A 25,397-nucleotide genomic window follows, 5' to 3' on the forward strand; every position below is an offset into this window, starting at 1 on the left:
CTAAGGACCGGCCTCCCCCCGGGGAACCGGCGGGGTGCACCGGTGACCGCACTGTGACGATGGTCGTTTCCACGCGACAGCGGGAACCGCGGTCCGTGCGTGCGCGCGCCTCAGCCCATGTAGCGATACGTCGCCACGGCCTGCTCGTACAGCCGGGTCACCTGGTCCCGCTCGGCTTCCGGGCCGCGCACCTGCACGATGTGGTAGCGGCCGTTCAGCAGCAGCGCCATGTTCCGCACGAACCGGTCCCGCCCCTGCCCGTCGGTCCAGGTGAACTGCCCCTCGGCCATGGTGCGTCCGCCCACCTCAATGGTCCGCAGACCGCTCGCCGTGGACCAGCTGGAGTCGCGGTACGGCTGGAGTTCCCGCTCCTTGTCCCGCTGGTAGGCCATCGGGTCGCTGCCGTAGGCGGACGCGCCGTCCCGGCCCGGTACGACGATCAGCTCGAAGTCCCCGTGGGCGTAGACCACCTGGCCGCTGCCGTTCCTGGGGCTGCGGTCCCAGCCCTCGGCGACGGCGACCCGGAAGCCGTCGGGGTCCTTGCTCAGGGTGAACCCGTCGGGCACGGAGGGGTCGCCGCCGGTCTGGGTCTCGGTCGCGGGGGCGGAGGTGCCCTCGTCCGGGGTGCTCCGCCCGGCGGAGGGCTCCCAAGTGCGCGCGGGCAGCGGGCCGGTCCGCCCGGTGTCGCCGGTACGGTCGCCGCCGGTCTCCTGCTTGGGCATGAAGAGCATCGCGTAGGCGATCCCGCCCGCCAGCAGGAGCAGTATCAGCAGGAGCAGGGTCCGGCCGAGGCTGCGCGGCGAACGGGCGCCCTCGGGGGCTCTCTTGTGCCGGCCGTGCGGGCCCGCCACGACCGCGCCCGCGCGGCGGCGGCGCACCAGCTCGCCCCGGCGCCGCACGATCGGCAGCCGGCTCGGGTCGGCGGGCGGCACGGGGACGACCCGGGTACCGGCCTCCGGCTCCGGCGCGGACCGCACCAGGGAGCGCAGCCAGCCGCTCAGCTCCTCCACGTCCGGCCGCTCGGTGGGGTCCTGGCGCAGCAGCGACTCCACGACCGGGCGCAGCGGTCCGCACTCCTCGGCGAAGGCGGGCGGCTCGGCGCACACCAGTTGCACCAGCTCGGCCGTGGACTCCTCCGGGTACGGCGCGTGTCCCTGTACGGCGCGGAACAGCAGCGCGCCGAGGGCCCACAGGTCGGTGGCGGGGCCGATGGGCGCGGCCAGCTGCCAGTTCTCGTGCACGGGCCCGGCCTGCTCCGGCGCCCACCGCTCGGTCACCGGCCCCACCACGGCCATCCGCACCTGCCGCGCCCGCTCGGCGGCGAGCGCACTGCCGGGACCTCGGCGCACGGCCCCGGGGGTGTCCCAGCCGGCGACGGGAGCCGAATGTGCGGGGGCGTCAGCTCCGTACCGGCGGACGGGAGCGAGGCCGGACTCCGAGGGACCGTCGGGCTCGGAGGGGTGACCGGGAACGGGCCCGGACTCCGAGGGGCCGTACGGGTCGAAGGAGCGACCGGAGCCGGGTGCCGGCAGTGCTCCGGGGTGGGCGGGAGCCGACGCCGTACGGGCGGAGCCGGAAACCGGCAGTCCGCCGGGGCCCTCGGCAGGCAGGCGCCGGCTGTCGCGTGCCTGGGGCGGGACACGGCCGGGCTGCGGCTGGGCCGGGGACAGGCCCAGCCGCCGGGTGCCGCCGTCCAGGGCGTGGGGGGTACCGGCGTCCTGAGGCGTACCGCCCTCCAGGCCCTGGGAGGTGCCGTCGGCCCCGGGGCGCGGCGCGGCGCCGTGCCAGGGGGCGCCGCGCACACCGTACGGGTCGGCTATGCGGCCGGGCGGGACCGCGCCGCCCGGGTCCGAGGGGTACGACGGCTCCGCCTGGTCGTCGGTCCGGCGGGTACCGGCGGCCGCGTCGGCCGGCGGGCGGGCGCCGGGCAGGGCGGGGCGCCCGCTGTGCTCCGCCTCGTGCACCCGGGCGGCGGCCCGGGCGCCCGCGCGGTAGGCGGCGATGGCCCCGGCCCGCGCGGCTCGGACGTCGGAACCGGTCTCCAGGGCCGGCTGCCCCGCCGCGCCGGGGAGCCCGTCCCCACCGGGCGCCGGCAGCGCTCCGGCGGCCCGCGCCTGGATGGCGGCCCGCCGCGCGACCTCGGGATCGACGTCCGCCACACCACCGGAGTCACCGGGACCACCGGAACCGGCGAGGCCCCCGGAACCGCCCGCGTCCGCCTCCGGCTCCGCCCAGCCCGTGTGCCCGGCCGGGCCGGTACCGAGGGCCTCCCCCGAGCCCCCGTCTCCCGCCGGGTCCTCGGTGGCCGGCACCGGGTCGTACCCGCAGAGCGCCTCCTCCGCCGCACCCGCCGCGAGACCGGTCAGCACCACCCGGCCGTCGTCACAGACCAGGACCGTGCGGACGGTGATGTTGCGGTGCACCCAGCCGTGGGCGTGCAGCACCCGGAGGGCCATGAGCACGTCGGAGGCGACCTCGGCCGCCCGGTACGGCGTCAGCGGCCGCTCGGTGAGCAGGGCGGCCAGCGGACGCGCGGCCACCAGTTCGCTGACGATCCACAGCGAGCCACCCTCGGCGAACACGTCGAAGACCTGGTCCAGGCGCGGGTGATCGGGGACGCGGGCCGCCGCCTGCGCGGCCTCGACGGCGCGCCGCACCGCCGGGTCGGCGGGCCGCCGGGTGGCGCCCCTGGCCTCGGCCGACCGGCGGGACGGGCGCTCACGTGCGGTGAACCCCTCGGGCAGCCCCTCGGCGTCGAGCACCTCGGCCTCGACGACCTCCGGCAACGGCACCTGCCGGACGAGGACTTCCTGACCGCTGTAGGTGTCGAAGGCGCGGCTCTCGGTGAACTCGTAGGCGTCGGCGGGCGGCAACGGCAGGCGGTAGCGGTCGGCGAGCACCCGACCCGCGTAGTCGTCCACTGTGCCTCCCTCGGCCGCCCGGCTGGTCATGTCCGTTCGTCTCACGACCCGTTTCGCACACGCCCGCGGCCGCGTACGGTCCGCGACCCTTCACGATACGTGCCAGAGGCAACCCGTACGGTGCGGATGACGGATTCTCGGGCACCGAACCGGAGTGTTCCCCGGCACCGAACCGGAATGCGCCGTCTACGACTTGGGCCGGAAGGACTTCGTCAGCGTCTTCCAGGTGTCCTTGCGCAGGTCACCGTGCCAGTCGGCGTCCCGCGCGGTGTACATCAGCGCGTAGCCGAGGTGGTCGTTCACCACGAAACCCCGGTCGATCGTGCGGAACCCGGTGCCGTCGTCGGTGTAGGTGAACTCCCAGTCGGCCGTGTTCCAGCCGCGGTAATCCACCTTCTCTATGCGGACCTTGTGGTAGCCGGGGCGCACCATGTACCGCTCCTGGTTCCGCCAGTCGGCCACCGGGTCGTCCTTGGGCGTACCGGTCCAGGCGACGAGCAGCTTCTGCCCCCGGGGGCCGGTGTAGCGGTCCCCGGACCGGCCGGTGGTCTGGTACTTCCACCCCTTGGGCAGCCCGATCGAGTAACCCTGGTCGCCCTTGCGGGTGTTCTCGACCGGCGCGCTCCCGCCGTCCTCGTCCTTGGAAGCGGCGGAGCCGGAGCCGTCCGGGGAGCCGGCGGACGGGCTCGCGCCGCTGTCCGTGGCGGCACCGGTGGCGGTGGACGCCGAGGAGGCGCCGTCCGTCCGCGGCCCGCCGCCCGGGTCCTCGGTGGCGTCCTTGTCCCGCTCGGCGGACGCGCCGGCACCGGCGGCGGGCTTGGCCCCGCTGCTCTTGCCGTCGTCGCCGCTATTGCTCAGGGCGAAGGCCAGCACGGTCCCGAGCACCGCGAGGAGGACCACGGCGACGATGACCACCAGCGTGCGCTTGGGCACCACATCGGTCAGCGGAGCCTTCGGCACCGGCCGCGGCGGCAGGTCCAGGTCCGGCGGCGGCACCACGGGCCAGCCGGAAGCCGGCTTGTTCGCGCTGGAGTTCGGCCCGGCGGCGCCCCCGGGCGCCCCTATGGCACCCGTCCGCACCCCACCGGGGGAACCCGGCCGCGCCCCGCCGAGGGAACCACCGGCACCGGGCCGCGCCCCGCCGGCCCCCCCGGCCCCGGGCGCTCCGCCGGTGCCCGGCAGCGCTCCGTGAGTCTGTGGCGCGCCGGGAGCGGGCGGCGTGGAGGACGCGCTCCCGCTCCTGGTCCGCGCGGTGGCCGCGCCGGTCGCCGCCCCCGCCGCCTTGCGCACCGAACGCAGCGCGCCGCGCAGCTTCTCCCCGGCCTCCTCGCCCCGCTTGCCGTCCGGCCCGCCGGGCTGGACCGGCAGCGGAACCACCCGGGTGGCGTCCATCGGCTCCGGCTCGGGCGCGTGGATCACCGCGTTGAGCATGGCCCGGGCCCCGGCGTCGTCGAGCCGCTTGGCCGGGTCCTTGGTCAGCAGGCCGTAGATGACGTCCCGCAGCGGGCCCGCGTTCTTGGGCTCCTCCAGCGACTCGGTCATCACCGCGGTGAGCGTGGCGATCGCCGAGCCCTTGTCGTAGGGCGGCGTGCCCTCGACCGCCGCGTACAGCAGGCCGCCGAGCGACCACAGGTCGGCCGCCGGTCCCGGCTTGTGGCCGCGGGCGCGCTCCGGGGAGATGTAGGAGGGGGCGCCGACGAGCATGCCGGTGGAGGTGATGGACGGATCGCCCTCGACCTGCGCGATGCCGAAGTCGGTGAGCACGACCCGGCCGTCCTCGGCGATGAGCACGTTGGACGGCTTCACGTCACGGTGCAGGATGCCCTCGCGGTGCGCGGAGCGCAGCACGTCCAGGATGGCGAGCCCCACCTCGGCGGCGCGCCTCGGCTTCAGCACCCCGTCCTCGCGGATGACCTCGGCCAGGGACTTGCCCTCGACCAACTCCATGACGATCCAGGGCCGGTCGTCCTCGTCGACCACGTCGAAGACCGTCACCGCGCTGTTGTTGCGGATCCGGGCGATCGCCTTGGCCTCGCGCAGGGTGCGCGTGATCAGGCGCCGCTTCTCCTCCTCGTCGATGTTCGACGGGAACCGCAGCTCCTTGACGGCGACCGTCCGGCCGAGGGTCTCGTCCTCGGCGCGCCAGACCGTGCCCATGCCGCCCCGGCCCAGCACGTCCCCCAGCCGGTACCGCCCGGCGAGGAGACGCCGCTCGCTCTTGTCCTGACGAGTCTCCTGACGAGATGTACCCGCCCGCTCCGCCTCCGACATGCGTCCCCTCATACAACCCGCCCTGACAGAGCCTCCATTGTCTCTCACCCGGCAAGTGCCCGGCGCCCAGGGTGCCCCTGGCCGGGCCCCGCCCTCCCCACTGCGGAAGCCCTCTTGAAGCGGGCGTTCCGCTTATCGGGACGAGGGTCCGTAAGAGCGGAGGAACCGGTCCGCCGACGCTTCGGACAGTCCTGTCCATACCGGGGTCCGGGCCGCGACCAGGGGCACAGCCGCACAGACTCGGCTCGCCGCCGCCCTCGGACCCGGCGCCCAGGCACGGTTCCGCCCCGGCACCCGCCGGACCTACAGCGGCACGATGTCCGGTGCCCCCAGCCGGGCCGCGTCCGCCGTCTGGTCGTCCGGCTGGAGCTGGGACTCGCGCTCGGCCTCCACCCGCTTCTCGTAGTGCTCGACCTCGCGCGCTATCCGGTCCGCGTCCCAGCCGAGGACCGGCGCCATCAACTCGGCCGCCTCCCGGGCGCTGCGGGTGCCCCGGTCGAAGGTCTCGATGGAGATGCGGGTGCGGCGGGTGAGGACGTCGTCCAGGTGCCGGGCGCCCTCGTGCGAGGCTGCGTAGACCACCTCGGCGCGCAGATAGTCGTCGGCGGCCTGCAGCGGTTCGCCGAGCGCGGGGTCGGCGGCGATGAGTTCCAGGAGTTCCTCGGCCAGCGAGCCGTAGCGGTTCAGCAGGTGCTCCACGCGGACCACGTGCAGTCCGGTGCGGGCGGCGATCCGCGCCCGCGCGTTCCACAGCGCCTGGTAGCCCTCCGCGCCGAGCAGCGGGGTCTCCTCGGTCACGCAGTCGGCGACGCGCATGTCCAGGCCGTGCACCGCCTCGTCGACGGCGTCCTTGGCCATCACCCGGTAGGTCGTGTACTTGCCGCCCGCCACGACCACCAGTCCCGGTGCCGGATGGGCGACCGTGTGCTCACGGGACAGCTTGCTGGTGGCGTCGGACTCGCCGGCCAGCAGCGGGCGCAGCCCGGCGTACACCCCCTGCACGTCGTCGCGGGCGAGCGGGACGGCCAGTACCGAGTTGACGTGTTCCAGCAGGTAGTCGATGTCGGCGCTGGACGCGGCGGGGTGGGCCTTGTCCAGGTCCCAGTCGGTGTCGGTGGTGCCGATGATCCAGTGCCGGCCCCAGGGGATGACGAACAGGACGGACTTCTCCGTGCGCAGGATCAGTCCGGTGGTGGAGTGGATGCGGTCCTTGGGCACGACCAGGTGGATGCCCTTGGAGGCGCGGACGTGGAACTGCCCGCGCTCGCCCACCATGGCCTGGGTGTCGTCGGTCCACACACCGGTGGCGTTGACGACCTGCTGGGCGCGGATCTCGTACTCCCCGCCGCCCTCCACGTCCCGCACCCGGGCGCCCACGACCCGCTCGCCCTCGCGCAGGAACCCGGTCACGCGCGCGCGGTTGGCCACTTTCGCGCCGTACGACGCCGCCGTGCGCACCAGGGTGGCGACGAAGCGGGCGTCGTCCATCTGGGCGTCGTAGTACTGCAGGGCGCCGACGAGCGCTTCCTTCTTCAGGCAGGGGGCCACGCGCAGGGCGTGACGGCGGGTCAGGTGGCGGTGCATGGGCAGCCCTCGGCCGTGGCCGCGGGCCATCGACATCGCGTCGTACAGCGCGACGCCCGAGCCCGCGTACAGCCGCTCCCAGCCCTTGTGCTGGAGCGGGTAGAGGAACGGCACCGGTTTGACCAGGTGCGGGGCGAGGCGTTCGAGCAGCAGGCCGCGCTCCTTGAGGGCCTCGCGGACCAGGGCGAAGTCGAGCATCTCCAGATAGCGCAGGCCGCCGTGGATTAGCTTGCTGGACCGGCTGGAGGTGCCGGACGCCCAGTCCCGGGCCTCGACCAGGCCCGTCGACAGACCGCGGGTGACCGCGTCCAGCGCGGTGCCGGCGCCGACCACACCGGCGCCGACCACCAGCACGTCCAGCTCGCGTTCCGCCATCGCCGCCAGTGCCTCGGCGCGCTGCGCCGGCCCCAGTGTCGCTGTCCTCACCGCTGCCTCCCGCTGTCGCTGACTCGCTCGCGTCGGCCGCACCCGGTGGGCGTAGCCCCGTCATGCCCTCCTCATGCCCAAATGATGACCGCGATGCGCCACTTCAGCCACCACGGACTTCCCACCTGTGGATAACTCGCGCACAACCATCGGAAGACACACAAACACAATCACACATAACGGTCATATGTGTACCTAGTCTGTCAGTGCGCGCGCTCTCGCTGTCCACAGCGGTTGCGCACCTGTCCCGCTTCGGCTACTGGGAAGGACGGCCCACGCATGCCCGCAGACCTCGCCGTCATCGGACTCGGCCCCTACGGACTGCCGCTCGCCCAGGCCGCCGTCGCCGCCGGCGTCCGCACCGCCGGCTACTCCACCGGCCCCGAGGCGGGCCCGCTCAGCGCCGCCGAGCTGCGCCGGATGCACTCCGCCGGCTTCCGGCTCGCCACCGACCCGGCCCAGCTCGGCCGGGTGCGCACCGCGGTGATCTGCGCGCCCACCCCGCGCGGCGCCGACGGCGGCCTCGACCTCGGCCAGGTCGAGGCCGCCGCCCGCACCCTGGCCGCGCACCTGCGCCCGCACACCACGGTCATCCTGGAGTCCCCCGTACTGCCCGGGACCACGGAGGAGTTCCTGCGCCCGCTGCTGGAGGACGGCTCGGGCCTGCGGGCCGGCCGCGACTTCCACCTCGCCTACTCCCCCAGCCGCGTCGACCCCGGCAGCCGCGCCCACACGCCCGCCTGCACCCCGAGGGTCATCGGCGGCCTCACTCCCGCCTGCACCGAGTCCGCCGCCGCGTTCTACGGCCGGCTCACCGACAAGGTGGTCCGTGCCCGCGGGCTGCGCGAGGCGGAGACCGTGCAGTTGCTGGAGACCAACTACCGGCACGTGAACATCGCGCTGGTCAACGAGATGGCCGTGCTCTGCCACGAGCTGGGCGTGGACCTGTGGGACGTCATCCGGTGCGCGGAGACCAAGCCCTTCGGCTTCCAGGCGTTCCGGCCGGGCCCGGGCGTCGGCGGGCACGGCGCCGCACAGGACCTGACCGGGCACGCGACCCGCACCCTGCGCATGGTCGAGCTGGCCCAGCAGGTCAACAGCCGGATGCCCCGGTACGTCGTCCAGCGCGCCGCCACGCTCCTGAACGAGCACGGCAAGTCCGCGCGCGGAGCCCGGGTGCTGCTGCTCGGCGTCACCTACAAGCCCGACCTCGCCGATCTCCAGGGCACGCCCGCGCGGGAGATCGCCGTCCGGCTGATGGAGTTCGGCGCGTCCGTGAGCTACCACGACCCGTACGTGCCCGCCTGGAACGTCCTGGACCGCCCGGTCCCGCGCGCCGACTCCCTCTACGAGGCCGCCGCCGACGCCGACCTCACGATCCTGCTCCAGCACCACCGCACGTACGACTTGCAGGGCCTGTCGGTGAAGGCTCAGCTGCTGCTCGACACCCGGGGCGCCACACCCACGGGGGCGGCGCACCGGTTGTGAAAGGGGGCGCGCGGGGGTGTGGGGGCCGGGGACTGGTGGCGTCGGAAATTCCCCGCCGGTACCTTGGGGGCAGACGGAGCCCACCGCAGGGGGTACTGCGGCAGGCTCCTGGATGGATCACGGAGTGTCCACCCCTAAGCTTCGTAGGGGTGGCCGCTCACCATCCGAAAAGGGCGGAGCCCACCGCAGCGGCCACTGCGGCAGGCTCCTGGATGGATCACGGAATGTCCACCCCTATGTCTCTTAGGGGTGGCCGCTCACCATCCGAAGATCCGCAAGATCCACCTCCTCCGGAACTTCACCAGCCAAAGGCGAGTGCGGTCCCATCGGTTGGGCTTGCGGTGGCGTCCCATGGGCGCCCCCTTCCACGAGCCGCCCATTGGCCCGGTGGGCGGTGCGTTGGAATTCGGGCCGGGCCCCGAGGGCGGGAGCCCGGTCCAGATCCTTGGAAGGGGGCGGCCCAGAGAGCTCGGGTCGCCGGTCACGGACATTACCGGCCCGCTACGCCCGTTCGGCCCACATTCGCCCCGAACACAACCGTGCGCCCCCTTTCACGCAGTGCGCCCCCGCGCAGAGCGATCGGGGCATGCGAAAGGGCCGGCCGTTCACCAGGAACGACCGGCCCTCTGGGCGTCGCGGGGACCGTCCGGCGACTACCGCCGGTGCTGGCTGTCCGCCACCGTCACCTCGACCCGCTGGAACTCCTTCAGCTCGCTGTAGCCGGTGGTGGCCATGGCGCGGCGCAGGGCGCCGAAGAAGTTCATTGAGCCGTCCGGGGTGTGGGACGGACCGGTGAGGATCTCCTCGATCGTGCCGACCGTGCCGAGGCCCACCTTCTTGCCGCGGGGCAGCTCCTCGTTGACCGCCTCCATGCCCCAGTGGTGACCCTTGCCGGGCGCGTCCGTGGCGCGGGCCAGCGGGGAGCCCATCATGACGGCGTCGGCGCCGCAGGCGATCGCCTTGGGCAGGTCGCCGGACCAGCCGACACCGCCGTCCGCGATCACGTGCACGTACCGGCCGCCGGACTCGTCCATGTAGTCCCGGCGGGCCGCGGCCACGTCGGCGACGGCCGTCGCCATCGGGACCTGGATGCCGAGGACGTTGCGCGTGGTGTGCGCGGCGCCGCCGCCGAAGCCGACCAGCACACCGGCCGCACCGGTGCGCATCAGGTGCAGCGCGGCGGTGTACGTGGCGCAGCCGCCGACGATCACCGGCACGTCCAGCTCGTAGATGAACTGCTTGAGGTTCAGCGGCTCGTGCGAGGACGACACGTGCTCCGCCGACACGGTGGTGCCCCGGATGACGAAGATGTCCACGCCCGCGTCCACCACCGCCTTGGAGAACTGGGCGGTGCGCTGCGGGGAGAGCGCGGCGGCGGTGACCACACCGGCGTCGCGCACCTCCTTGATGCGGGCGCCGATCAGCTCCTCCTTGATCGGCGCCGCGTAGATCTCCTGGAGGCGGCGGGTCGCCTGCTCGGCGGGCAGCTCGGCGATCTCGTCCAGCAGCGGCTGCGGGTCCTCGTACCGGGTCCACAGGCCCTCGAGGTTCAGCACGCCGAGGCCGCCCAGCTCACCGATGCGGATCGCGGTGGCCGGGGAGACCACGGAGTCCATGGGGGCGGCCAGGAACGGCAGCTCGAAGCGGTAGGCGTCGATCTGCCAGGCGATCGAGACCTCCTTCGGGTCCCGCGTACGGCGGCTGGGGACGACGGCGATGTCGTCGAAGGCGTACGCCCGGCGGCCGCGCTTGCCGCGCCCGATCTCGATCTCAGTCACGTCTTGGCCTTTCCCTGATGCGTTTCAGCGTCTTCCAGTATCGCCGACGGCTGTGACGGCGGCCCCCACCCATGCGGCGAGGGCGGCCCCGGGTTCCTCCGGAGCCGCCCTCGAAGAGCCTCACGCGTGCGCGCGCGTCACTTCTTGCCGCTGTAGTTCGGTGCCTCGACCGTCATCTGGATGTCGTGCGGGTGGCTCTCCTTCAGGCCCGCCGAGGTGATCCGCACGAACCGGCCGTTGGCCTGGAGCTCGGGCACGGTCCTGCCGCCGACGTAGAACATCGACTGGCGCAGGCCGCCGACCAGCTGGTGGACGACGGAGGACAGCGGGCCCCGGTAGGGCACCTGGCCCTCGATGCCCTCGGGGATCAGCTGCTCGTCGGAGGCGACACCCTCCTGGAAGTAGCGGTCCTTGGAGAAGGACCGGCGGTCGCCACGGGTCTGCATGGCGCCGAGGGAGCCCATGCCGCGGTACGACTTGAACTGCTTGCCGTTGATGAACAGCAGCTCGCCCGGGGACTCCTCGCAGCCCGCGAGCAGCGAGCCGAGCATCACCGTGTCGGCGCCCGCGACCAGGGCCTTGGCGATGTCGCCGGAGTACTGCAGACCGCCGTCGCCGATCACCGGGACACCGGCGTCCTTGGCGGCGAGCGCGGCCTCGTAGATCGCGGTGACCTGCGGCACGCCGACGCCGGCGACGACGCGGGTGGTGCAGATGGAGCCGGGGCCGACGCCGACCTTGATGCCGTCGGCGCCCGCGTCGACCAGGGCCTGGGCGCCGTCGCGGGTGGCGACGTTGCCGCCGATGACGTCGACGCCGGAGGAGTTCGACTTGATCTTGGCGATCATGTCGCCGACCAGCCGGGAGTGGCCGTGCGCGGTGTCCACGACGATGAAGTCGACACCGGCCTCGATCAGGGCCTGGGCGCGCTCGAAGGCGTCACCGGCCACACCGACCGCCGCGCCGACCAGCAGACGGCCCTCGGCGTCCTTGGCCGCGTTCGGGTACTGCTCCGCCTTGACGAAGTCCTTGACCGTGATCAGACCCTTGAGGATGCCGTCGTCGTCGACCAGCGGCAGCTTCTCGATCTTGTGCTTGCGCAGCAGCTCCATGGCCTCCGGGCCGGAGATGCCGACCGTGCCGGTGACCAGCGGCATCGGGGTCATGACCTCGTGCACGCGGCGGCTGCGGTCGCTCTCGAAGGCCATGTCACGGTTGGTGACGATGCCGAGGAGCCGCTTGTCGCCGTCGGTCACCGGGACGCCGCTGATGCGGAACTTGGCGCACAGCGCGTCGGCCTCGGCGAGCGTGGCCTCCGGGTGGATGGTGATCGGGTCGGTCACCATGCCGGACTCGGAGCGCTTCACCAGGTCGACCTGGTTGGCCTGGTCCTCGATGGAGAGGTTGCGGTGCAGGACACCGACACCGCCCTGGCGGGCCATCGCGATCGCCATGCGGGACTCGGTCACCTTGTCCATGGCGGCGGACAGCAGCGGGATGTTGACCCGCACGTTGCGGGAGACGTACGAGGTGGTGTCGATCTCGTCGGGCGCCATGTCCGACGGGCCCGGCAGCAACAGCACGTCGTCGTAGGTCAGCCCGAGTGTCGCGAATTTACCGGGCACTCCGTCGACGTTGGCAGTCATGACACCTTCCCCAAATGGCCTTGATCGGTGCGGATGTCCATGCTAACGGGAAGCATCGCTAGCAAATTCCACGGTAACGGCTTGCTTCAGGCTTCGTATCTTCGTACGAAGTCATCGCTATGCGTGTAGGGGGACGGGGCTACGGCCGCTCCGTCCAGGGGTATTACTGCTCGGCGAGCGCCCTGAGGCGGCTCAGCGCCCGGTGCTGGGCCACGCGGACCGCGCCGGGTGACATTCCCAACATCTGCCCGGTCTCCTCCGCGGTCAAGCCCACGGCGATGCGCAGCAGCAGCAGTTCCCGCTGGTTCTCCGGGAGGTTGGCCAGCAGTTTCTTGGCCCACTCGGCGTCGCTGCTGAGCAGGGCGCGCTCCTCCGGGCCGAGGGAGTCGTCGGGCCGCTCGGGCATCTCGTCGGACGGCACCGCCGTCGACCCCGGGTGGCGCATGGCGGCGCGCTGGAGGTCGGCGACCTTGTGGGAGGCGATGGCGAAGACGAACGCCTCGAAGGGCCGGCCGGTGTCCCGGTAGCGCGGCAGCGCGAGCAGGACCGCGACGCAGACCTCCTGGGCGAGGTCCTCCACGAAGTGGCGGGCGTCACCGGGGAGCCGTGACAGCCGCGTGCGGCAGTAGCGCAGCGCCAGCGGGTGCACCCGGGCCAGCAGGTCGTGCGTGGCCTGCTCGTCCCCGTCGACGGCACGATGCACGAGCGCACCGATCGCCCCAGGGGCCGTGCCCGCCTCGTCGTCGCGCATCGGTCCATGGTGCCCTGTGGCCGCGCGGTCCGTCGCATCGTGCTCGTGGTTGTGCACCGAAGCGTTATGAGCAGGTGCGCCGGCACTCATTCCCCGCGCCCTCCCCTTCCGCTCGACCGACTCGTCCCCGAGAGACTCCACATCTCAAGGATGCGGCATCCGCGCCGAAACGAGCGTCGCGCGTCCGGCGGGCCGCCTCGCGCACGCCCTTCCGGGGGCCCGGCAGAGCGTACGCCGATCGACCGCGCGCCCCGCGCCGGGGGCGCCCACCTGCGCCGGAGCACCACCCTCGGGCCCCGCACGCCGGGGTGGACGACGGCGCGTACGGCGGCGACGCGTACGGCGGGGACGTACGCCGACGAGGGCTCGGGCACGGCCACCGCCGACGGCGACAGCCGCGGCAGCAGCAGCGACGGCAGGCAGCGGGCAGCCCGGGCCGGCACCTCGGCCGAGGTGACCGGGCCCCGGCCCATCACCCCGAGCGCGGCCCGGCCCGTCACCCGAGCGTCAGGCCCGGCCCGTCACCCCGAGCGCCTGCCCCGGCATGTCACCGGGCCAGACACCCGTCGCGCGTGTCAGCGGACCAGGCCCCAGCGGAACCCGAGCGCCACCGCGTGGGCGCGGTCGGAGGCCCCCAGCTTCTTGAACAGGCGGCGGGCGTGCGTCTTGACCGTGTCCTCGGAGAGGAACAGCTCGCGGCCGATCTCGGCGTTGGAGCGGCCGTGGCTCATCCCCTCCAATACCTGGATCTCGCGCGCGGTGAGCGTGGGCGCCGCGCCCATCTCCGCCGAGCGCAGCCGGCGCGGGGCGAGCCGCCAGGTCGGGTCGGCGAGCGCCTGGGTCACGGTGGCCCGCAGCTCCGCGCGCGAGGCGTCCTTGTGCAGGTAGCCACGGGCGCCGGCGGCGACCGCGAGGGCCACGCCGTCCAGGTCCTCGGCGACGGTGAGCATGATGATGCGCGCGCCCGGGTCGGCGGAGAGCAGCCGGCGCACGGTCTCGACGCCGCCCAGTCCGGGCATGCGCACGTCCATCAGGATGAGGTCGGAGCGGTCGGCGCCCCAGCGGCGGAGGACTTCCTCGCCGTTGGCCGCCGTCGTCACACGCTCGACACCGGGCACGGTCGCGACCGCGCGGCGGAGCGCTTCTCGGGCAAGCGGGGAGTCGTCGCAGACGAGGACGGAAGTCATGACCGCCCTCCGCAGCTGATGCGCGTCACCTTGAGCCTCCAGGCTGGTACGGAATCGTCACCTGTGCGGTCGACCGTCTCGGACGCCTGCCCGAGCGCTTCTTCTTTCAACCGCCTCCGCACTCTCAACGACGGTCACTCGAAAGAGTTACGGGCCCGCGTGCCGTATTCGGCACTCTATGTGAGGGGACGGACACGGTGCAGACATGCTCGTCGGACTCTCAACTTTTCATCACAACCTATGACCCATTTGGCCCCTTTTCTTCCCGTTTCGCAGTGTCCGGGGCTAGATTCGCAATGAGTCATATTTTCATCTCCTTAGACCGGAGATGTACGGTCGTTGGCACCGTACCCGCCCAGATCGGCGACAAGGGGTCACGTAATGGCAGATTTCTCCCGCCTTCCCGGGCCGAACGCGGACCTGTGGGACTGGCAGTTGCTGGCTGCCTGCCGCGGTGTGGACAGCTCGCTCTTCTTCCACCCGGAGGGCGAGCGCGGGGCGGCCCGGAGCGCTCGCGAGAACTCGGCCAAAGAGGTCTGCATGAGATGCCCGGTCCGCGCGGAGTGCGCGGCGCACGCGCTGGCGGTGCGCGAGCCGTACGGCGTCTGGGGCGGCCTGACCGAGGACGAGCGCGAGGAGTTGATGGGGCGGGCGCGCAACCGGCTGGTGACGGCCTCCACCACCAGCGGGGACACCGCTCAGGATCACTGAAGGAACGTTTCTCTAGGCAGGGTCCGCCACCCGGGCGCTACCCACCGTCCCCCGCGCAGGGTCACGCGCCCGTGCCGACGCGAGCCTTCCCTCCGCACGCGCCCGGCCGCGCCGACGGCGCGCCGCGCTCCCGCGCGCGCCCGGCCGCCGCCTACGCCGAGGACGGGCCGACGCCGCTCGTGTTCCCGAGCGCGCCCGGCCGCCGTGTGCGCCCGGCGCGCTACATCCGCCCGGCCGCCCGGGCCAGTTGATCCAGCGTCGCCGCCACGGCCGGCACCTGGGCCAGGTCGGGCAGGGTCAGGGCGACGATCTCGCGTCGTACCGCCGGTTCCAGCCGTACCGCGCGCACGCCTCGCGGCCGTACCGACTCCACGGCCAGCCGGGGCAGCACCGCGACCCCGAGACCCGCGCCGACCAGGCCGACCACGGCGGGATAGTCGTCGGTGGCGAAGTCGATGCGCGGGGTGAACCCGGCTCCCTCGCACACCTCGACCAGCTGGCCGCGGCAGCGCGGGCAGCCCGCGATCCACGGCTCCTGGGCCAGCTCGCCGATGGCGACGGCCTCCGCGCGCGCGAGCCGGTGCCGTTCGGGCACCAGGGCGACCAGGCGGTCCGTCAGCAGGGGGCGCACGACGAGGTCGTCCCAGTCCTCGGCGACCGCGGCGCCCTCGTAGCGGAAGGCCAGGGCGAGGTCGCAGTCGCCTTCCCGCAGCAGTGCCACGGACTTCGGGGGCTCGGCCTCCTCCAGCGAGACGCGGGTGCCGGGGTGGGCGGCGCGCAGGGCGGCCAGGGCCGTCGGGACCAGCGTGGAGCTGCCGCTGGGGAAGGAGACCAGCCGGACCCGGCCCGCGCGCAGGCCGGCGATGGCGGCGACCTCCTCCTCGGCCGCGGTGAGCCCGGCGAGGATGCCGGAGGCGTGCCGGACGAGGGCCTCGCCGGCCTGGGTGAGGCGCATCTCGCGTCCGTTGCGGACCAGCAGCGGGGTGCCGACCGATGCCTCCAGGGCCTTCATCTGCTGGCTGACGGCGGGCTGGGTGCAGCCCAGTTCGCGCCCGGCCGCCGAGAAGGAACCGGTGGTGGCGACGGCGCGCAGGACGCGGAGATGACGAGCCTCGATCACCTTTCGAGCATAAGGCAGGCTTTGGGCGGTGCGCCCGATAATGCCTCGCCGCTTTGGGCGTCCATCGCTTAGCGTGCTGGGATGAAGCTTCTTTCCGTCAATGTGGGCCGCCCCCGGCCGGTGCCCTACACGAGCCAGCCGGACGGCGTGACCGGCATCGACAAGCAGCCCGCCGAGGGGCCGGTGCGGGTGGCGGCACCCGGGCCGCGGGGGGTCGGCGCGAGCGGGCTGGCCGGGGACGCGGTGTGCGACACACGCCATCACGGCGGGGACGACCAGGCGGTGTACGCGTACGCCCGCGAGGACCTCGATACGTGGGAGCGGGAGCTCGGCCGTGCCCTGGCCAACGGCTGCTTCGGCGAGAATTTGACGACGGAGGGTCTGGACGTCTCCGGGGCGCTGATCGGCGAGCGCTGGCGGATCGGCCGGCAGGTGGTGCTGGAGGTGACCGCGGGCCGCATCCCGTGCGCCACGTTCCAGGGCCACATGGGCGAACGCGGCTGGGTCAAGAGGTTCACCCGGAAGGCCGCGACGGGTGCCTACCTCCGGGTGATCGAGCCGGGGGAGATCCGCTCGGGCGACGCGGTGGAGATCGTGCACCGGCCGGACCACGGGGTGACGGCGGCGATGCAGTTCCGCGCGGTCACCACCGAGCGCGAGCTGCTGCCCCGGCTGCTCGCGGCGGGTGAGGCGCTGCACTCGGAGACGCTGGCGAAGGCCCGCGAGTACGTGGCCGGGCAGCGGGACTGACCGGCCGTCGGCCGGCGCGGGACGGCCCCGCGCGGTCGGCGGAGGCTGTCGGTCCGGGTCACTACGCTTGGGCCATGACAACGGCTCTGATTACGGGATCGACCGCGGGGATCGGTGCCGCGTTCGCGCGGCGGCTGGCGGCGGACGGGCAGGACCTGGTGCTGGTGGCGCGGGACACCGGGCGGCTGCGCGAGCAGGCGACGGAACTGCACGACCGGCACGGCGTCGAGGTGGAGGTGCTGCCCGCCGACCTCTCCCTGGACGAGGGCATCGAGGCGGTGGCCGGCCGGCTCGGCGACCGGAAGAACCCGGTCGACCTGCTGATCAACAACGCCGGCTTCGGCAACAAGGGCCGCTATCTGGACGTCTCGATGGCGGACGAGCTGCGGATGCTGAAGGTGCACTGCGAGGCGGTGCTGCGGCTGACCTCCGCGGCGGCCGGGGCGATGCGCGAGCGCGGCCGGGGCGGGGTGGTGAACGTCGCCTCGGTGGCCGCCTTCGTGCCGCGCGGCACCTACGGCGCGTCGAAGGCGTGGGTCGTGCAGTTCACCCAGGGCGCGGCGCGGGACCTGGCGGGCAGCGGGGTCCGGCTGATGGCGCTGTGCCCGGGGTTCGTGCGCACCGAGTTCCACCAGCGGGCCGGCATGGGCACGGACAACATCCCCGGCTGGCTGTGGCTGGACGCCGACAAGCTGGTGGCGGCGGCCCTGGCCGACCTGGCCCGCGGCAGGACGGTGTCCATCCCGGATCCCCGGTACAAGGCGCTGATGGGGCTGGTGAAGGTCACGCCGCGCGGGCTGCTGGGCGGGATCAGCTCCCGTACGGGGCGCAAGTACGGGCCGCGGTGACGGGCTGACGAGCGCGGGTGGCGCCGCCGTCCCGGTGGGAAAATGGGCGGGACGGTTACCGGACCAGGGGGGCCGGAGGCGGCGCCATGACCTTCGTACAGCTCATCGAGTGCAGGACGAGCCGGCTGGACGAGATGAACCGGCTGATGGACGACTGGCTCCGGCGGACCCACGGGAGACGGACGGCGACGCACGCGGTGGTGGGCCGGGACCGCGCGGACGCGTCGCACGTGGTGGAGGTCGTGGAGTTCCCCTCGTACGAGGAGGCGCGGCGGGACACCGGGCTCCCGGAGGCGGAGCGGCTCTTCGGGGAGCTGGCCGCGCTGTGCGAGGAGCGGCCCACGTTCACCGGTCTGGACATCGTGCGGGACGAGCGGCCGGCGGAGCGTGCCGTGCGCCGGTTCTTCCGGGCGCTGGGCGCGGCGGGCGGGCTGCCGCCGCTGAACGACCTGCTGGACGAGGACGTCCACGGCCGCGATCCGATGAACCCGCAGGACACCATCGGGCTGGACAACGCGCGCGCCGAGTTCCGGATGTGGCGCGGCGCCTTCGACTTCGCGTTCACGGTCGAGGACGTGGTCGCCGAGGGCGACCGGGCCTGTGCCCGCTGGTCCTGGCGCGGCACGCACCGGGGCGACTTCCTGGGGATCGCGCCCACCGGACGGCAGGTCGCCATGACCGGGATGACGCTGTTCCGGTTCGGTCCCGACGGGAAGATCACCGAGCTGTGGTGGCAGCACGACCAGCTGGGGCTGATGCAGCAGCTGGGGGCGCTGGACGAGCTGGAGCGGTAGGCGGACAGGGCGAAGGCCCGGCACCCTCGGCGGGTACCGGGCCTTCACTCACGGGCGTCGGCCTCAGTGCGAGTGGCCGTGGCCGTGGCCGTGGCTGTGGCCCGCGGCGGCCGGGTCTTCCTCTTCCTTCTTCTCGACGACCAGGGTCTCGGTCGTGAGCAGCAGGGAGGCGATGGAGGCGGCGTTCTCCAGGGCGGAGCGGGTGACCTTGACCGGGTCGATGACGCCGGCCTTGATCAGGTCGCCGTACTCGCCGGTGGCGGCGTTGTAGCCCTGGCCCTTGTCCAGGTCCTTGACCTTGGACACGATGACGTAGCCCTCCTGGCCGGCGTTCTCGCCGATCCAGCGCAGCGGCTCGACCACGGCGTTGCGGACCACGGCGACACCGGTGGCCTCGTCGCCGGTCTTGTCGAGGTTGCCCTCGAGGACCTTGGAGGCGTGGACCAGAGCGGAGCCACCACCGGAGACGATGCCCTCCTCGACCGCGGCGCGGGTCGCGGAGATGGCGTCCTCCAGACGGTGCTTCTTCTCCTTCAGCTCCACCTCGGTGGCGGCGCCGACCTTGATCACGCACACGCCGCCGGCCAGCTTCGCGAGGCGCTCCTGGAGCTTCTCGCGGTCCCAGTCGGAGTCGGTGTTCTCGATCTCGGCCTTGATCTGGGCGACGCGGCCCTGCACGTCCTCGGACTTGCCGGCGCCGTCGACGATCGTGGTGTCGTCCTTGGTGACGGTGACGCGGCGGGCGGAGCCGAGCACGTCGACACCGACCTGGTCGAGCTTGAGGCCGACCTCCTCGGAGATGACGGTGGCGCCGGTGAGGACGGCCATGTCCTGGAGCATCGCCTTGCGGCGGTCGCCGAAGCCGGGGGCCTTCACCGCGACGGCGTTGAAGGTGCCGCGGATCTTGTTGACCACCAGGGTCGACAGGGCCTCGCCCTCGATGTCCTCGGCGATGATCAGCAGCGGCTTGGAGGAGCCGGCCTGGATGACCTTCTCCAGCAGCGGCAGCAGCTCGGTGATGGCGGAGATCTTGCCCTGGTTGATGAGGATGTAGGGGTCCTCCAGGACGGCCTCCATGCGCTCCTGGTCCGTCACGAAGTACGGCGACAGGTAGCCCTTGTCGAAGGCCATGCCCTCGGTGAAGTCCAGCTCCAGGCCGAAGGTGTTGGACTCCTCGACGGTGATGACACCGTCCTTGCCGACCTTGTCCATCGCCTCGGCGATCAGCTCGCCGACCTGCTGGTCCTGGGCGGACAGCGCGGCCACGGCGGCGATGTCGGACTTCTCGTCGATCGGGCGCGCGGTGGCGAGCAGGTCCTCGGAGACGGCCTTGACGGCGGCGTCGATGCCCTTCTTCAGGGCGGCCGGGGAGGCGCCGGCGGCGACGTTCTTCAGGCCCTCGCGGACCAGCGCCTGGGCGAGCACGGTGGCGGTGGTGGTGCCGTCACCAGCGATGTCGTTGGTCTTGGTCGCCACCTCCTTCACCAGCTGGGCGCCGAGGTTCTCGTACGGGTCCTCGATCTCGACCTCGCGGGCGATCGTGACACCGTCGTTGGTGATGGTGGGGGCGCCGAACTTCTTGTCGATGACGACGTTGCGGCCGCGGGGGCCGATCGTCACCTTGACGGTGTCGGCAAGCTTGTTGACGCCGCGCTCAAGGGCGCGACGGGCGTCCTCGTCGAACTTCAGGATCTTCGCCATGACAGCGGGAGCCCTCTCGGAAATCTGTAGGTGAAAAACGCCGCGCCCCGGGCGCCCGGCTTCTTATCTGTCGCGGGGGCCAGGGGCGCAGCTCAAGCGGAGAGTTGCTTGAGGTGATTACTTCTCGATGATCGCGAGCACGTCGCGAGCCGAGAGGACGAGGTACTCGTCGCCGTTGTACTTCACCTCGGTGCCGCCGTACTTGCTGTACAGGACGACGTCGCCGACCTTGACGTCGAGCGGAAGGCGCTCACCGTTCTCGAACCGGCCCGGGCCCACGGCGAGGACGGCGCCCTCCTGGGGCTTCTCCTTCGCGGTGTCCGGAATGACCAGGCCAGAGGCCGTGGTCTGCTCGGCGTCCAGCGGCTGGACCACGATGCGGTCCTCAAGCGGCTTGATGGCAACCTTGGAGCTGGCGGTCGTCACGATCCGACCTCCCCCTTCGGAGATCTCACGGGGTTAACTGTCTGAGGTGGCGACCAGGTCGATCCGTCGTCGCGGGTGCCGGACCTGCCCGTCGCGTTTGTTGGCACTCTCACCTGCGGAGTGCCAGACCTGAGACTATGACCGTGGTTAGCACTCGGTCAAGCGGAGTGCCAATCCCGTGCGGCGCGTCGACGGTGAATCGGCCGTCCCCGCGTTGACCGGCGGGCCCGGGGAGCCGGTTCTCCTAGAGGTAGTCCTCCAGGCGGGCCACCGTCAGGCCCCTTTCCTGAGCCGCTCTGAGGACCCGCGCCGTGCGCTCGCGCAGGGGGACGCCGCCCGACGCGTCGGGGTCCACGAGGACGATGTCGCCGGGGGCGAGGCCGCGGGTGAGGCCGGCCGGAGTGAGGGCGGTGCGCCACAGGACGACCGCGGAGATGCCGCAGTCGGCCGCGGCGCGCAGGGTGGCCGGGTCGTAGGAGCCGTGGGGCGGGCGGAACAGGCGGGGGCGGACGCCCAGGCGGGCGCGGAGGCGGTCCTGCTGGCCGCAGATCTCGGCGCGCTGACCGGCGTACGGCAGCCCGGCCGGGGCCCGGCGGCCGAGGGTGTGGTTCCCGATGCCGGCGCCGAGCGCGCGCAGGCGGGCGAAGTGGCGGTGGCCGGGGGCGGCGGCGCTGCCGGTGAGGAACAGGGTGACCGGCAGGCGCAGTGCGCGGACCATGTCGACGAAGCGGGGGTCGCGTTCGGCGCCGTCGCCGTAGGTGAGGAAGACGACCGGGTCGCGGGTGGGGACGCGGTCGACCACCGGGGGCGGGGCGGTGACCGCCGGGTGTCCGGCGAGCGGGCGGGCCGGGGGGCGGGGGAAGGGACGGGCCGGGTGGGCGGGGGGACGGGCGAGCGGGCGGGCCAGCCCCCGGTGCCGGTGCTCCCGGCCGGGGGCGACGTGCGGGTGCACCCCTTCGGCGGCCTTCTTGCCGAGGCGTTCGATGGGGTCGACGGACTGGGCGCAGCCCGTCAGGAGCAGGGCCGACGCGAGGACCGCGGCGGGGCCCCGCAGGCGCCTCACAGGTAGTCCTCCAGGCGGGCGACGGCGTAGCCCTCGCGGGTGACCTTGTCCAGGAAGTTCCGCATGTCGTCCACCATCGTGCCGTCCCAGTCGTCCCGGCCGCGGAAGTGGGTGAGGACGATGTCGCCGGGGTGCAGCCGGCGGTCCCAGTCGCGGTACTCCCAGTGGTCGACGAAGACCTCCTCGTCCCAGATCGGCGCGTACTTGATGCCGCACTCCTTGGCGGCGCGCAGGGTGTCGCCGTTGTAGTTGCCGTACGGCGGCCGGAAGACGGTGGGCGCCTTGCCGAACTGCTTCTTCATGACGGTCTGCATGCCGCAGATCTCGGCGCGCTGCTCCTCGTAGGACAGGCCGGGCAGGTAGGGGTGGGTCAGGGTGTGGTTGTTCAGGGTGACGCCCTGGTCCCGCATCCGGCGGAAGTAGCCGTAGTCGTCCTCGATGACGTAGTTGCTGAGGAACGCGGTGTACGGCACCTTCAGCTCGCTCATCATGCGCAGGAAGGCCGGGTCCTTCTCGGCGCCGTCGTCGATGGTGAGGAAGACGACCTTCTGCCGGGTGGGGACGGTGGTGAAGACCGGGGGGAGGTTCTCCTCCTCCTGGCCGTCCACCTCGAAGCCGTCCCGGGGGGTGATCCGGGGTTTTTCGGCGGGCGGAGCCGGAGGGGTGAGCGGGGGCCGCTCCAGGCCCCAGCGCCGGGCGGCGGCGGCCAGCCGGGCGTGTTCGGCGGCCTGGCGGGCGCGGGGGTCCAGGGGGCGGGCGGGGCCGCCCTGGGCCGGGGCCGGGGCGGGGTCTTTGGCGCAGCCGGTCAGGAGGGCGGCCAGTGCGAGGGCGGTGGTGGCCGCGGCCGTCTTCGCGACCCGCGCCCGAATTTTGTCATTTTGTACTACTGCTCGCATGGTGCCGGATCCTCCCAGGCCCCGGCCCGCACGCCGGGCCGACACCGCCGCCGCGGGCGCACCATCCACCGACTGGCCCACAATGAGCCGGTGAACGACCTCGCTCTGCTCCTCACCCCCGAAGGCCGCGCCCTCCTCGACGAGGTGCGCGACACCGAGCCCGCGCGGGAACTCGCGGTGGCCACCCGGCTGCGCCGCGACCACCCCGCCGAACTGGTCTCGGCCGCGCTGGGCCAGGCCCGGCTGCGGCAGCGGGCGGTGGCGAAGTTCGGGGCGGAGGACGCCGGCCGGATGTTCTTCACCCCGAACGGGGTCGAGCAGTCCACCCGGGCGAGCGTGGCCGCGTACCGGGCGCGGCGGCTGACGGAGCTGGGCGTGACCTCCGTGGCCGACCTGTGCTGCGGCATCGGCGGGGACGCCATCGCGCTGGCGCGGGCCGGGATCCGGGTGCTGGCCGTGGACCGCGACCCGCTGACCGCGGCGGCGGCCCGCGCCAACGCCGAGGCGCTGGGCCTCGCGGAGCTGATCGAGGTGCGCGAGGCCGATGTGACGGAGGTGGACACCGCCGGGTACGACGCGGTGTTCGCGGACCCGGCCCGGCGCGGCGGGCGGGGCCGGGTGTTCGACCCGGAGGCGTACTCGCCGCCGCTGTCCTGGGCGGTCGAGACGGCCCGCCGGGCGCCCCGCGCGGCGCTGAAGATCGCGCCCGGCATCCCGCACGAGATCGTTCCGGCCGAGGCCGAGGCCGAGTGGATCTCGGACGGCGGGGACGTGAAGGAGGCCGTGCTGTGGTTCGGCACCGGGGCACCGGGCGCCGTACGGGCCACCCTGCTGCCGGGGCCGCGCACGCTGCTCGGCCGCGGGCTGCCCGACCCGGCGGTGCGGCCGGTGGGGCGGTACCTGTACGAGCCGGACGGCGCGGTCATCCGCGCGCACCTGGTCGCGGAGGTGGCCGAGGAACTCGGCGGCGGGCTGCTGGACGCGACCATCGCCTACGTCACCGCCGACGAGCCGCGGCCCACGCCCTACGCCACCGGCTACGAGATCACCGACCGGCTGCCCTTCAACGTCAAGCGGCTCAAAGCCCTGCTGCGCGAGCGCGAGGTCGGCACGCTCACCGTGAAGAAGCGCGGCTCGGCCGTCGAACCGGAGGAGCTGCGCCGCAAGGTGCGGCCGCAGGGGCCGAACGCGGCCACCGTCTTCCTCACTCGGGTGGCGGGGGCGCCGACGATGCTGATCGGTCAGCCGCTGGGCTGATCCGCCCGGCGCAGCAGCAGCGCGCGTTCGCGTTCGTTGCGGGTCAGCCCGGCCGCCCGCAGGAACTCCTCGCGGGCCTCGGGGGCGCGTCCCAGCCGCGACAGCAGGTCGCCGCGGACGCTGGGCAGCAGGTGGTAGCCGCGCAGCGCGGGCTCGGCGGCCAGGGCGTCCACCAGTTCCAGGCCCCGCCGCGGGCCCTCGGCCATCGACACGGCGACCGCGCGGTTCAGCTCGACCACCGGGGACGGCGCGCGGGCGGCCAGCAGTCCGTACAGGGCGGCGATGGCCCGCCAGTCGGTCTCCTCGTAGGTGTACGCGCGCGCGTGGCAGGCGGCGATGGCCGCCTGGAGGGCGTACGGTCCCGGCGGTCCCGCCGCGGTGGCTCCGGCGCGCTCCAGGGCGTGCACCCCGCGCGCGATGAGCATGCGGTTCCAGCGGCGGCGGTCCTGGTCCCGCAGCAGCACCGGTGTGCCGTCGGGGGCGGTCCGGGCGGGGGTGCGGGACGCCTGGAACTCCAGCAGCGCGGTCAGGCCGTGCACCTCGGGCTCCCCGGGCATCAGCCCGGACAGCAGCCGGGCCAGCCGCAGGGCGTCCTCGCACAGGCCGGGGCGCAGCCAGTCGTCGCCTGCGGTGGCCGCGTACCCCTCGTTGAAGATCAGGTAGACGACGTCCAGGACGGAGCCGAGGCGGGCGGCGCGGTCGGGTCCGTACGGCACCTCGAAGGCGACGTTCTTCGCCGCGAGGGTGCGTTTGGCGCGGACGATCCGCTGCGCGACCGTCGGCTCCGGCAGCAGGAAGGCGCGGGCGATCTCGGCCGTGGTCAGGCCGCCGAGCAGGCGCAGCGTGAGCGCGGTGCGGGCCTGCGGGGTCAGCACCGGGTGGCAGGCGGTGAAGACCAGCCGGAGCAGGTCGTCGTCGATGCCGTCGGGGTCGGCGGGCTCCTCGGGCGGCGCGGTGGTCTCCAGGTCCCGGCCGATCTCGGCGAGTTTGCGGGCGTAGACCTCACGGCGCCGGACCAGGTCGATCGCCCGGCGCCGGGCGGTGGCCGTCAGCCAGGCGCCGGGGTTGTCGGGCACCCCGTCCCGGGGCCACTGCTCCAGCGCGGCGACCAGCGCGTCCTGCGCCAGTTCCTCGGCGATGCCGACGTCCCGCACGATCCGCGTGACGACGGCGATCACTCGCGGCGCCTGGAGCCGGAAGACGGTCTCGATGGCCTGGGCGGGGGTCGGCCGGTCTGCCGTGGGCTGTGATCGCACAGCCCACATGCAACACCGCGCGAGGCTTTCGGCCAAGTGGCTCAGTACTCAGTGCTCAACGATTTCCCGCAGCTCGCAGGCGATGGTCCACTCCGGGCCGTGGATGCTCAGGAAACGCCGGGTCCATTCCAGGGCCTCGGCGCGGTCCTTGCACTGCATGAAAGCGTAGCCGCCGACGACCTCCTTGGACTCGGCGAACGGCCCGTCGGTCACGGAGGTCCGCTCGCCGTCCCAGGCCACCCGGACGGCCTGCGCGGCCGGGGTCAGCCCGGAGGTGTCCAGCAGGACCCCGGCCTTGGTCATCTCCTCGATCAGCTCGCCCATCCGCCGCATCAGCTCCGGGCTGGGGCCCCCGGCGGGCGCGGTGGACTCGTCGATGCGCACGAGCGACAGGTAGCGGGGCATGGTGTCTCCCTCGGTCGGGCGGCGGGGCCGTTCCCCGCCGCACACCTGTACGTCGAACGGGAGACGCCAGGATCGACACGCGACCGGAAAAAATCCCGGGAGATTTCTCCGCCGCCCG

At 73.2% G+C, this 25,397-nt stretch carries 20 protein-coding genes; 6 read left to right on the plus strand and 14 right to left on the minus strand.

Annotated elements, in window-relative coordinates:
• Window positions 1–110 precede the first annotated feature (110 nt).
• From ACSURM_RS14895 to ACSURM_RS14905, 3 genes are all read right to left on the minus strand, one after another.
• Window positions 111–2,921 carry a protein kinase gene (locus ACSURM_RS14895; RefSeq protein ID WP_436955461.1) on the minus strand — a complete coding sequence of 937 codons (2,811 nt, stop codon included), beginning with the start codon at window positions 2,919–2,921 and terminating at the stop codon, window positions 111–113.
• A gap of 186 nt (window positions 2,922–3,107) precedes the next feature.
• Window positions 3,108–5,192 (minus strand): serine/threonine-protein kinase, encoded by a 2,085-nt coding sequence (locus ACSURM_RS14900; protein WP_436955463.1) that lies wholly within the window; start codon window positions 5,190–5,192, stop codon window positions 3,108–3,110.
• 303 nt (window positions 5,193–5,495) lie between these two features.
• Window positions 5,496–7,202, minus strand: a complete 1,707-nt coding sequence (locus ACSURM_RS14905; protein ID WP_436955465.1) for a glycerol-3-phosphate dehydrogenase/oxidase — start codon at window positions 7,200–7,202, stop codon at window positions 5,496–5,498.
• Between the two features lie 279 nt (window positions 7,203–7,481).
• Between ACSURM_RS14905 and ACSURM_RS14910 the strand changes: the two genes are divergently transcribed.
• Complete coding sequence (locus ACSURM_RS14910) at window positions 7,482–8,690, plus strand: nucleotide sugar dehydrogenase (RefSeq protein WP_189750949.1); 1,209 nt, start codon at window positions 7,482–7,484, stop codon at window positions 8,688–8,690.
• Between the two features lie 653 nt (window positions 8,691–9,343).
• Here the strand turns inward: ACSURM_RS14910 and ACSURM_RS14915 are convergent.
• The 4 genes from ACSURM_RS14915 to ACSURM_RS14930 all read right to left on the minus strand — a co-directional run bounded on the left by ACSURM_RS14915 (window position 9,344) and on the right by ACSURM_RS14930 (window position 14,052).
• Complete coding sequence (locus ACSURM_RS14915) at window positions 9,344–10,468, minus strand: GuaB3 family IMP dehydrogenase-related protein (RefSeq protein ID WP_030601053.1); 1,125 nt, start codon at window positions 10,466–10,468, stop codon at window positions 9,344–9,346.
• A gap of 137 nt (window positions 10,469–10,605) precedes the next feature.
• Window positions 10,606–12,114 (minus strand): IMP dehydrogenase, encoded by a 1,509-nt coding sequence (gene guaB / locus ACSURM_RS14920; protein WP_436955467.1) that lies wholly within the window; start codon window positions 12,112–12,114, stop codon window positions 10,606–10,608.
• A 163-nt stretch (window positions 12,115–12,277) separates the two neighbouring features.
• Window positions 12,278–12,865 carry a sigma-70 family RNA polymerase sigma factor gene (locus ACSURM_RS14925; protein ID WP_030601058.1) on the minus strand — a complete coding sequence of 196 codons (588 nt, stop codon included), beginning with the start codon at window positions 12,863–12,865 and terminating at the stop codon, window positions 12,278–12,280.
• 575 nt (window positions 12,866–13,440) lie between these two features.
• Window positions 13,441–14,052: a response regulator transcription factor gene (locus ACSURM_RS14930; protein WP_003948568.1), complete on the minus strand. Its 612-nt coding sequence runs from the start codon at window positions 14,050–14,052 to the stop codon at window positions 13,441–13,443.
• Between the two features lie 381 nt (window positions 14,053–14,433).
• Between ACSURM_RS14930 and ACSURM_RS14935 the strand changes: the two genes are divergently transcribed.
• A complete protein-coding gene (locus tag ACSURM_RS14935; RefSeq protein WP_030794380.1) occupies window positions 14,434–14,763 on the plus strand; it encodes a WhiB family transcriptional regulator in 330 nt (109 codons plus the stop codon).
• A gap of 220 nt (window positions 14,764–14,983) precedes the next feature.
• Here the strand turns inward: ACSURM_RS14935 and ACSURM_RS14940 are convergent, their stop codons facing one another.
• Complete coding sequence (locus ACSURM_RS14940) at window positions 14,984–15,883, minus strand: LysR family transcriptional regulator (protein ID WP_359047627.1); 900 nt, start codon at window positions 15,881–15,883, stop codon at window positions 14,984–14,986.
• A gap of 81 nt (window positions 15,884–15,964) precedes the next feature.
• Here ACSURM_RS14940 and ACSURM_RS14945 point away from each other — a divergent pair, with 81 nt between their 5' ends.
• The 3 genes from ACSURM_RS14945 to ACSURM_RS14955 all read left to right on the plus strand — a co-directional run bounded on the left by ACSURM_RS14945 (window position 15,965) and on the right by ACSURM_RS14955 (window position 18,275).
• Window positions 15,965–16,633, plus strand: coding sequence for an MOSC domain-containing protein (locus ACSURM_RS14945; RefSeq protein ID WP_436955470.1), 669 nt, complete (start codon window positions 15,965–15,967; stop codon window positions 16,631–16,633).
• 74 nt (window positions 16,634–16,707) lie between these two features.
• Entirely contained in the window at window positions 16,708–17,481 is a 774-nt protein-coding gene (locus ACSURM_RS14950; RefSeq protein ID WP_189994056.1) for an SDR family NAD(P)-dependent oxidoreductase, read from the plus strand.
• Window positions 17,482–17,567: 86 nt separating this feature from the next.
• On the plus strand, window positions 17,568–18,275 hold the full coding sequence (locus ACSURM_RS14955) for an ester cyclase (RefSeq protein ID WP_436955472.1): 708 nt from the start codon (window positions 17,568–17,570) through the stop codon (window positions 18,273–18,275).
• A gap of 63 nt (window positions 18,276–18,338) precedes the next feature.
• Here the strand turns inward: ACSURM_RS14955 and groL are convergent, their stop codons facing one another.
• The 4 genes from groL to ACSURM_RS14975 all read right to left on the minus strand — a co-directional run bounded on the left by groL (window position 18,339) and on the right by ACSURM_RS14975 (window position 22,361).
• Window positions 18,339–19,976, minus strand: a complete 1,638-nt coding sequence (gene groL, locus ACSURM_RS14960; RefSeq protein WP_436955473.1) for a chaperonin GroEL — start codon at window positions 19,974–19,976, stop codon at window positions 18,339–18,341.
• A gap of 117 nt (window positions 19,977–20,093) precedes the next feature.
• Complete coding sequence (gene groES, locus ACSURM_RS14965) at window positions 20,094–20,402, minus strand: co-chaperone GroES (RefSeq protein ID WP_004955293.1); 309 nt, start codon at window positions 20,400–20,402, stop codon at window positions 20,094–20,096.
• 244 nt (window positions 20,403–20,646) lie between these two features.
• Window positions 20,647–21,465, minus strand: coding sequence for a polysaccharide deacetylase family protein (locus ACSURM_RS14970; protein ID WP_436955475.1), 819 nt, complete (start codon window positions 21,463–21,465; stop codon window positions 20,647–20,649).
• The gene (locus ACSURM_RS14975) at window positions 21,462–22,361 is read right to left on the minus strand and encodes a polysaccharide deacetylase family protein (RefSeq protein ID WP_436955476.1); all 900 of its coding nucleotides are present in this window, start codon (window positions 22,359–22,361) and stop codon (window positions 21,462–21,464) included. The genes ACSURM_RS14970 and ACSURM_RS14975 overlap by 4 nt, the downstream gene beginning before the upstream one ends.
• A gap of 90 nt (window positions 22,362–22,451) precedes the next feature.
• Between ACSURM_RS14975 and ACSURM_RS14980 the strand changes: the two genes are divergently transcribed.
• Complete coding sequence (locus ACSURM_RS14980; protein WP_229926628.1) at window positions 22,452–23,618, plus strand: THUMP-like domain-containing protein; 1,167 nt, start codon at window positions 22,452–22,454, stop codon at window positions 23,616–23,618.
• Here the strand turns inward: ACSURM_RS14980 and ACSURM_RS14985 are convergent.
• Window positions 23,603–24,883, minus strand: a complete 1,281-nt coding sequence (locus tag ACSURM_RS14985; RefSeq protein ID WP_436955478.1) for an RNA polymerase sigma factor — start codon at window positions 24,881–24,883, stop codon at window positions 23,603–23,605. The two genes, ACSURM_RS14980 and ACSURM_RS14985, sit on opposite strands and share 16 nt — an antisense overlap.
• Before the next feature lie 39 nt (window positions 24,884–24,922).
• The gene (locus tag ACSURM_RS14990; protein ID WP_436955480.1) at window positions 24,923–25,279 is read right to left on the minus strand and encodes a YciI family protein; all 357 of its coding nucleotides are present in this window, start codon (window positions 25,277–25,279) and stop codon (window positions 24,923–24,925) included.
• Window positions 25,280–25,397 lie beyond the last annotated feature (118 nt).

The sequence above is a fragment of the Streptomyces sp. SudanB182_2057 genome (assembly GCF_964272715.1).
GTDB classification, from domain to species: Bacteria; Actinomycetota; Actinomycetes; order Streptomycetales; family Streptomycetaceae; genus Streptomyces; species Streptomyces rubradiris.

Coding starts and splice junctions, on each gene's coding strand:
- ACSURM_RS14945 (WP_436955470.1), top strand. CDS start 15,965: ATGAAGCTTCTTTCCGTCAATGTGGGCCGCCCCCGGCCGGTGCCCTAC.
- ACSURM_RS14950 (WP_189994056.1), top strand. CDS start 16,708: ATGACAACGGCTCTGATTACGGGATCGACCGCGGGGATCGGTGCCGCG.
- ACSURM_RS14990 (WP_436955480.1), bottom strand. CDS start 25,279: ATGCCCCGCTACCTGTCGCTCGTGCGCATCGACGAGTCCACCGCGCCC.
- ACSURM_RS14910 (WP_189750949.1), top strand. CDS start 7,482: ATGCCCGCAGACCTCGCCGTCATCGGACTCGGCCCCTACGGACTGCCG.
- ACSURM_RS14935 (WP_030794380.1), top strand. CDS start 14,434: ATGGCAGATTTCTCCCGCCTTCCCGGGCCGAACGCGGACCTGTGGGAC.
- ACSURM_RS14985 (WP_436955478.1), bottom strand. CDS start 24,883: ATGTGGGCTGTGCGATCACAGCCCACGGCAGACCGGCCGACCCCCGCC.
- ACSURM_RS14930 (WP_003948568.1), bottom strand. CDS start 14,052: ATGACTTCCGTCCTCGTCTGCGACGACTCCCCGCTTGCCCGAGAAGCG.
- groL (WP_436955473.1), bottom strand. CDS start 19,976: ATGGCGAAGATCCTGAAGTTCGACGAGGACGCCCGTCGCGCCCTTGAG.
- ACSURM_RS14900 (WP_436955463.1), bottom strand. CDS start 5,192: ATGTCGGAGGCGGAGCGGGCGGGTACATCTCGTCAGGAGACTCGTCAG.
- ACSURM_RS14955 (WP_436955472.1), top strand. CDS start 17,568: ATGACCTTCGTACAGCTCATCGAGTGCAGGACGAGCCGGCTGGACGAG.
- ACSURM_RS14925 (WP_030601058.1), bottom strand. CDS start 12,865: ATGCGCGACGACGAGGCGGGCACGGCCCCTGGGGCGATCGGTGCGCTC.
- ACSURM_RS14975 (WP_436955476.1), bottom strand. CDS start 22,361: ATGCGAGCAGTAGTACAAAATGACAAAATTCGGGCGCGGGTCGCGAAG.
- guaB (WP_436955467.1), bottom strand. CDS start 12,114: ATGACTGCCAACGTCGACGGAGTGCCCGGTAAATTCGCGACACTCGGG.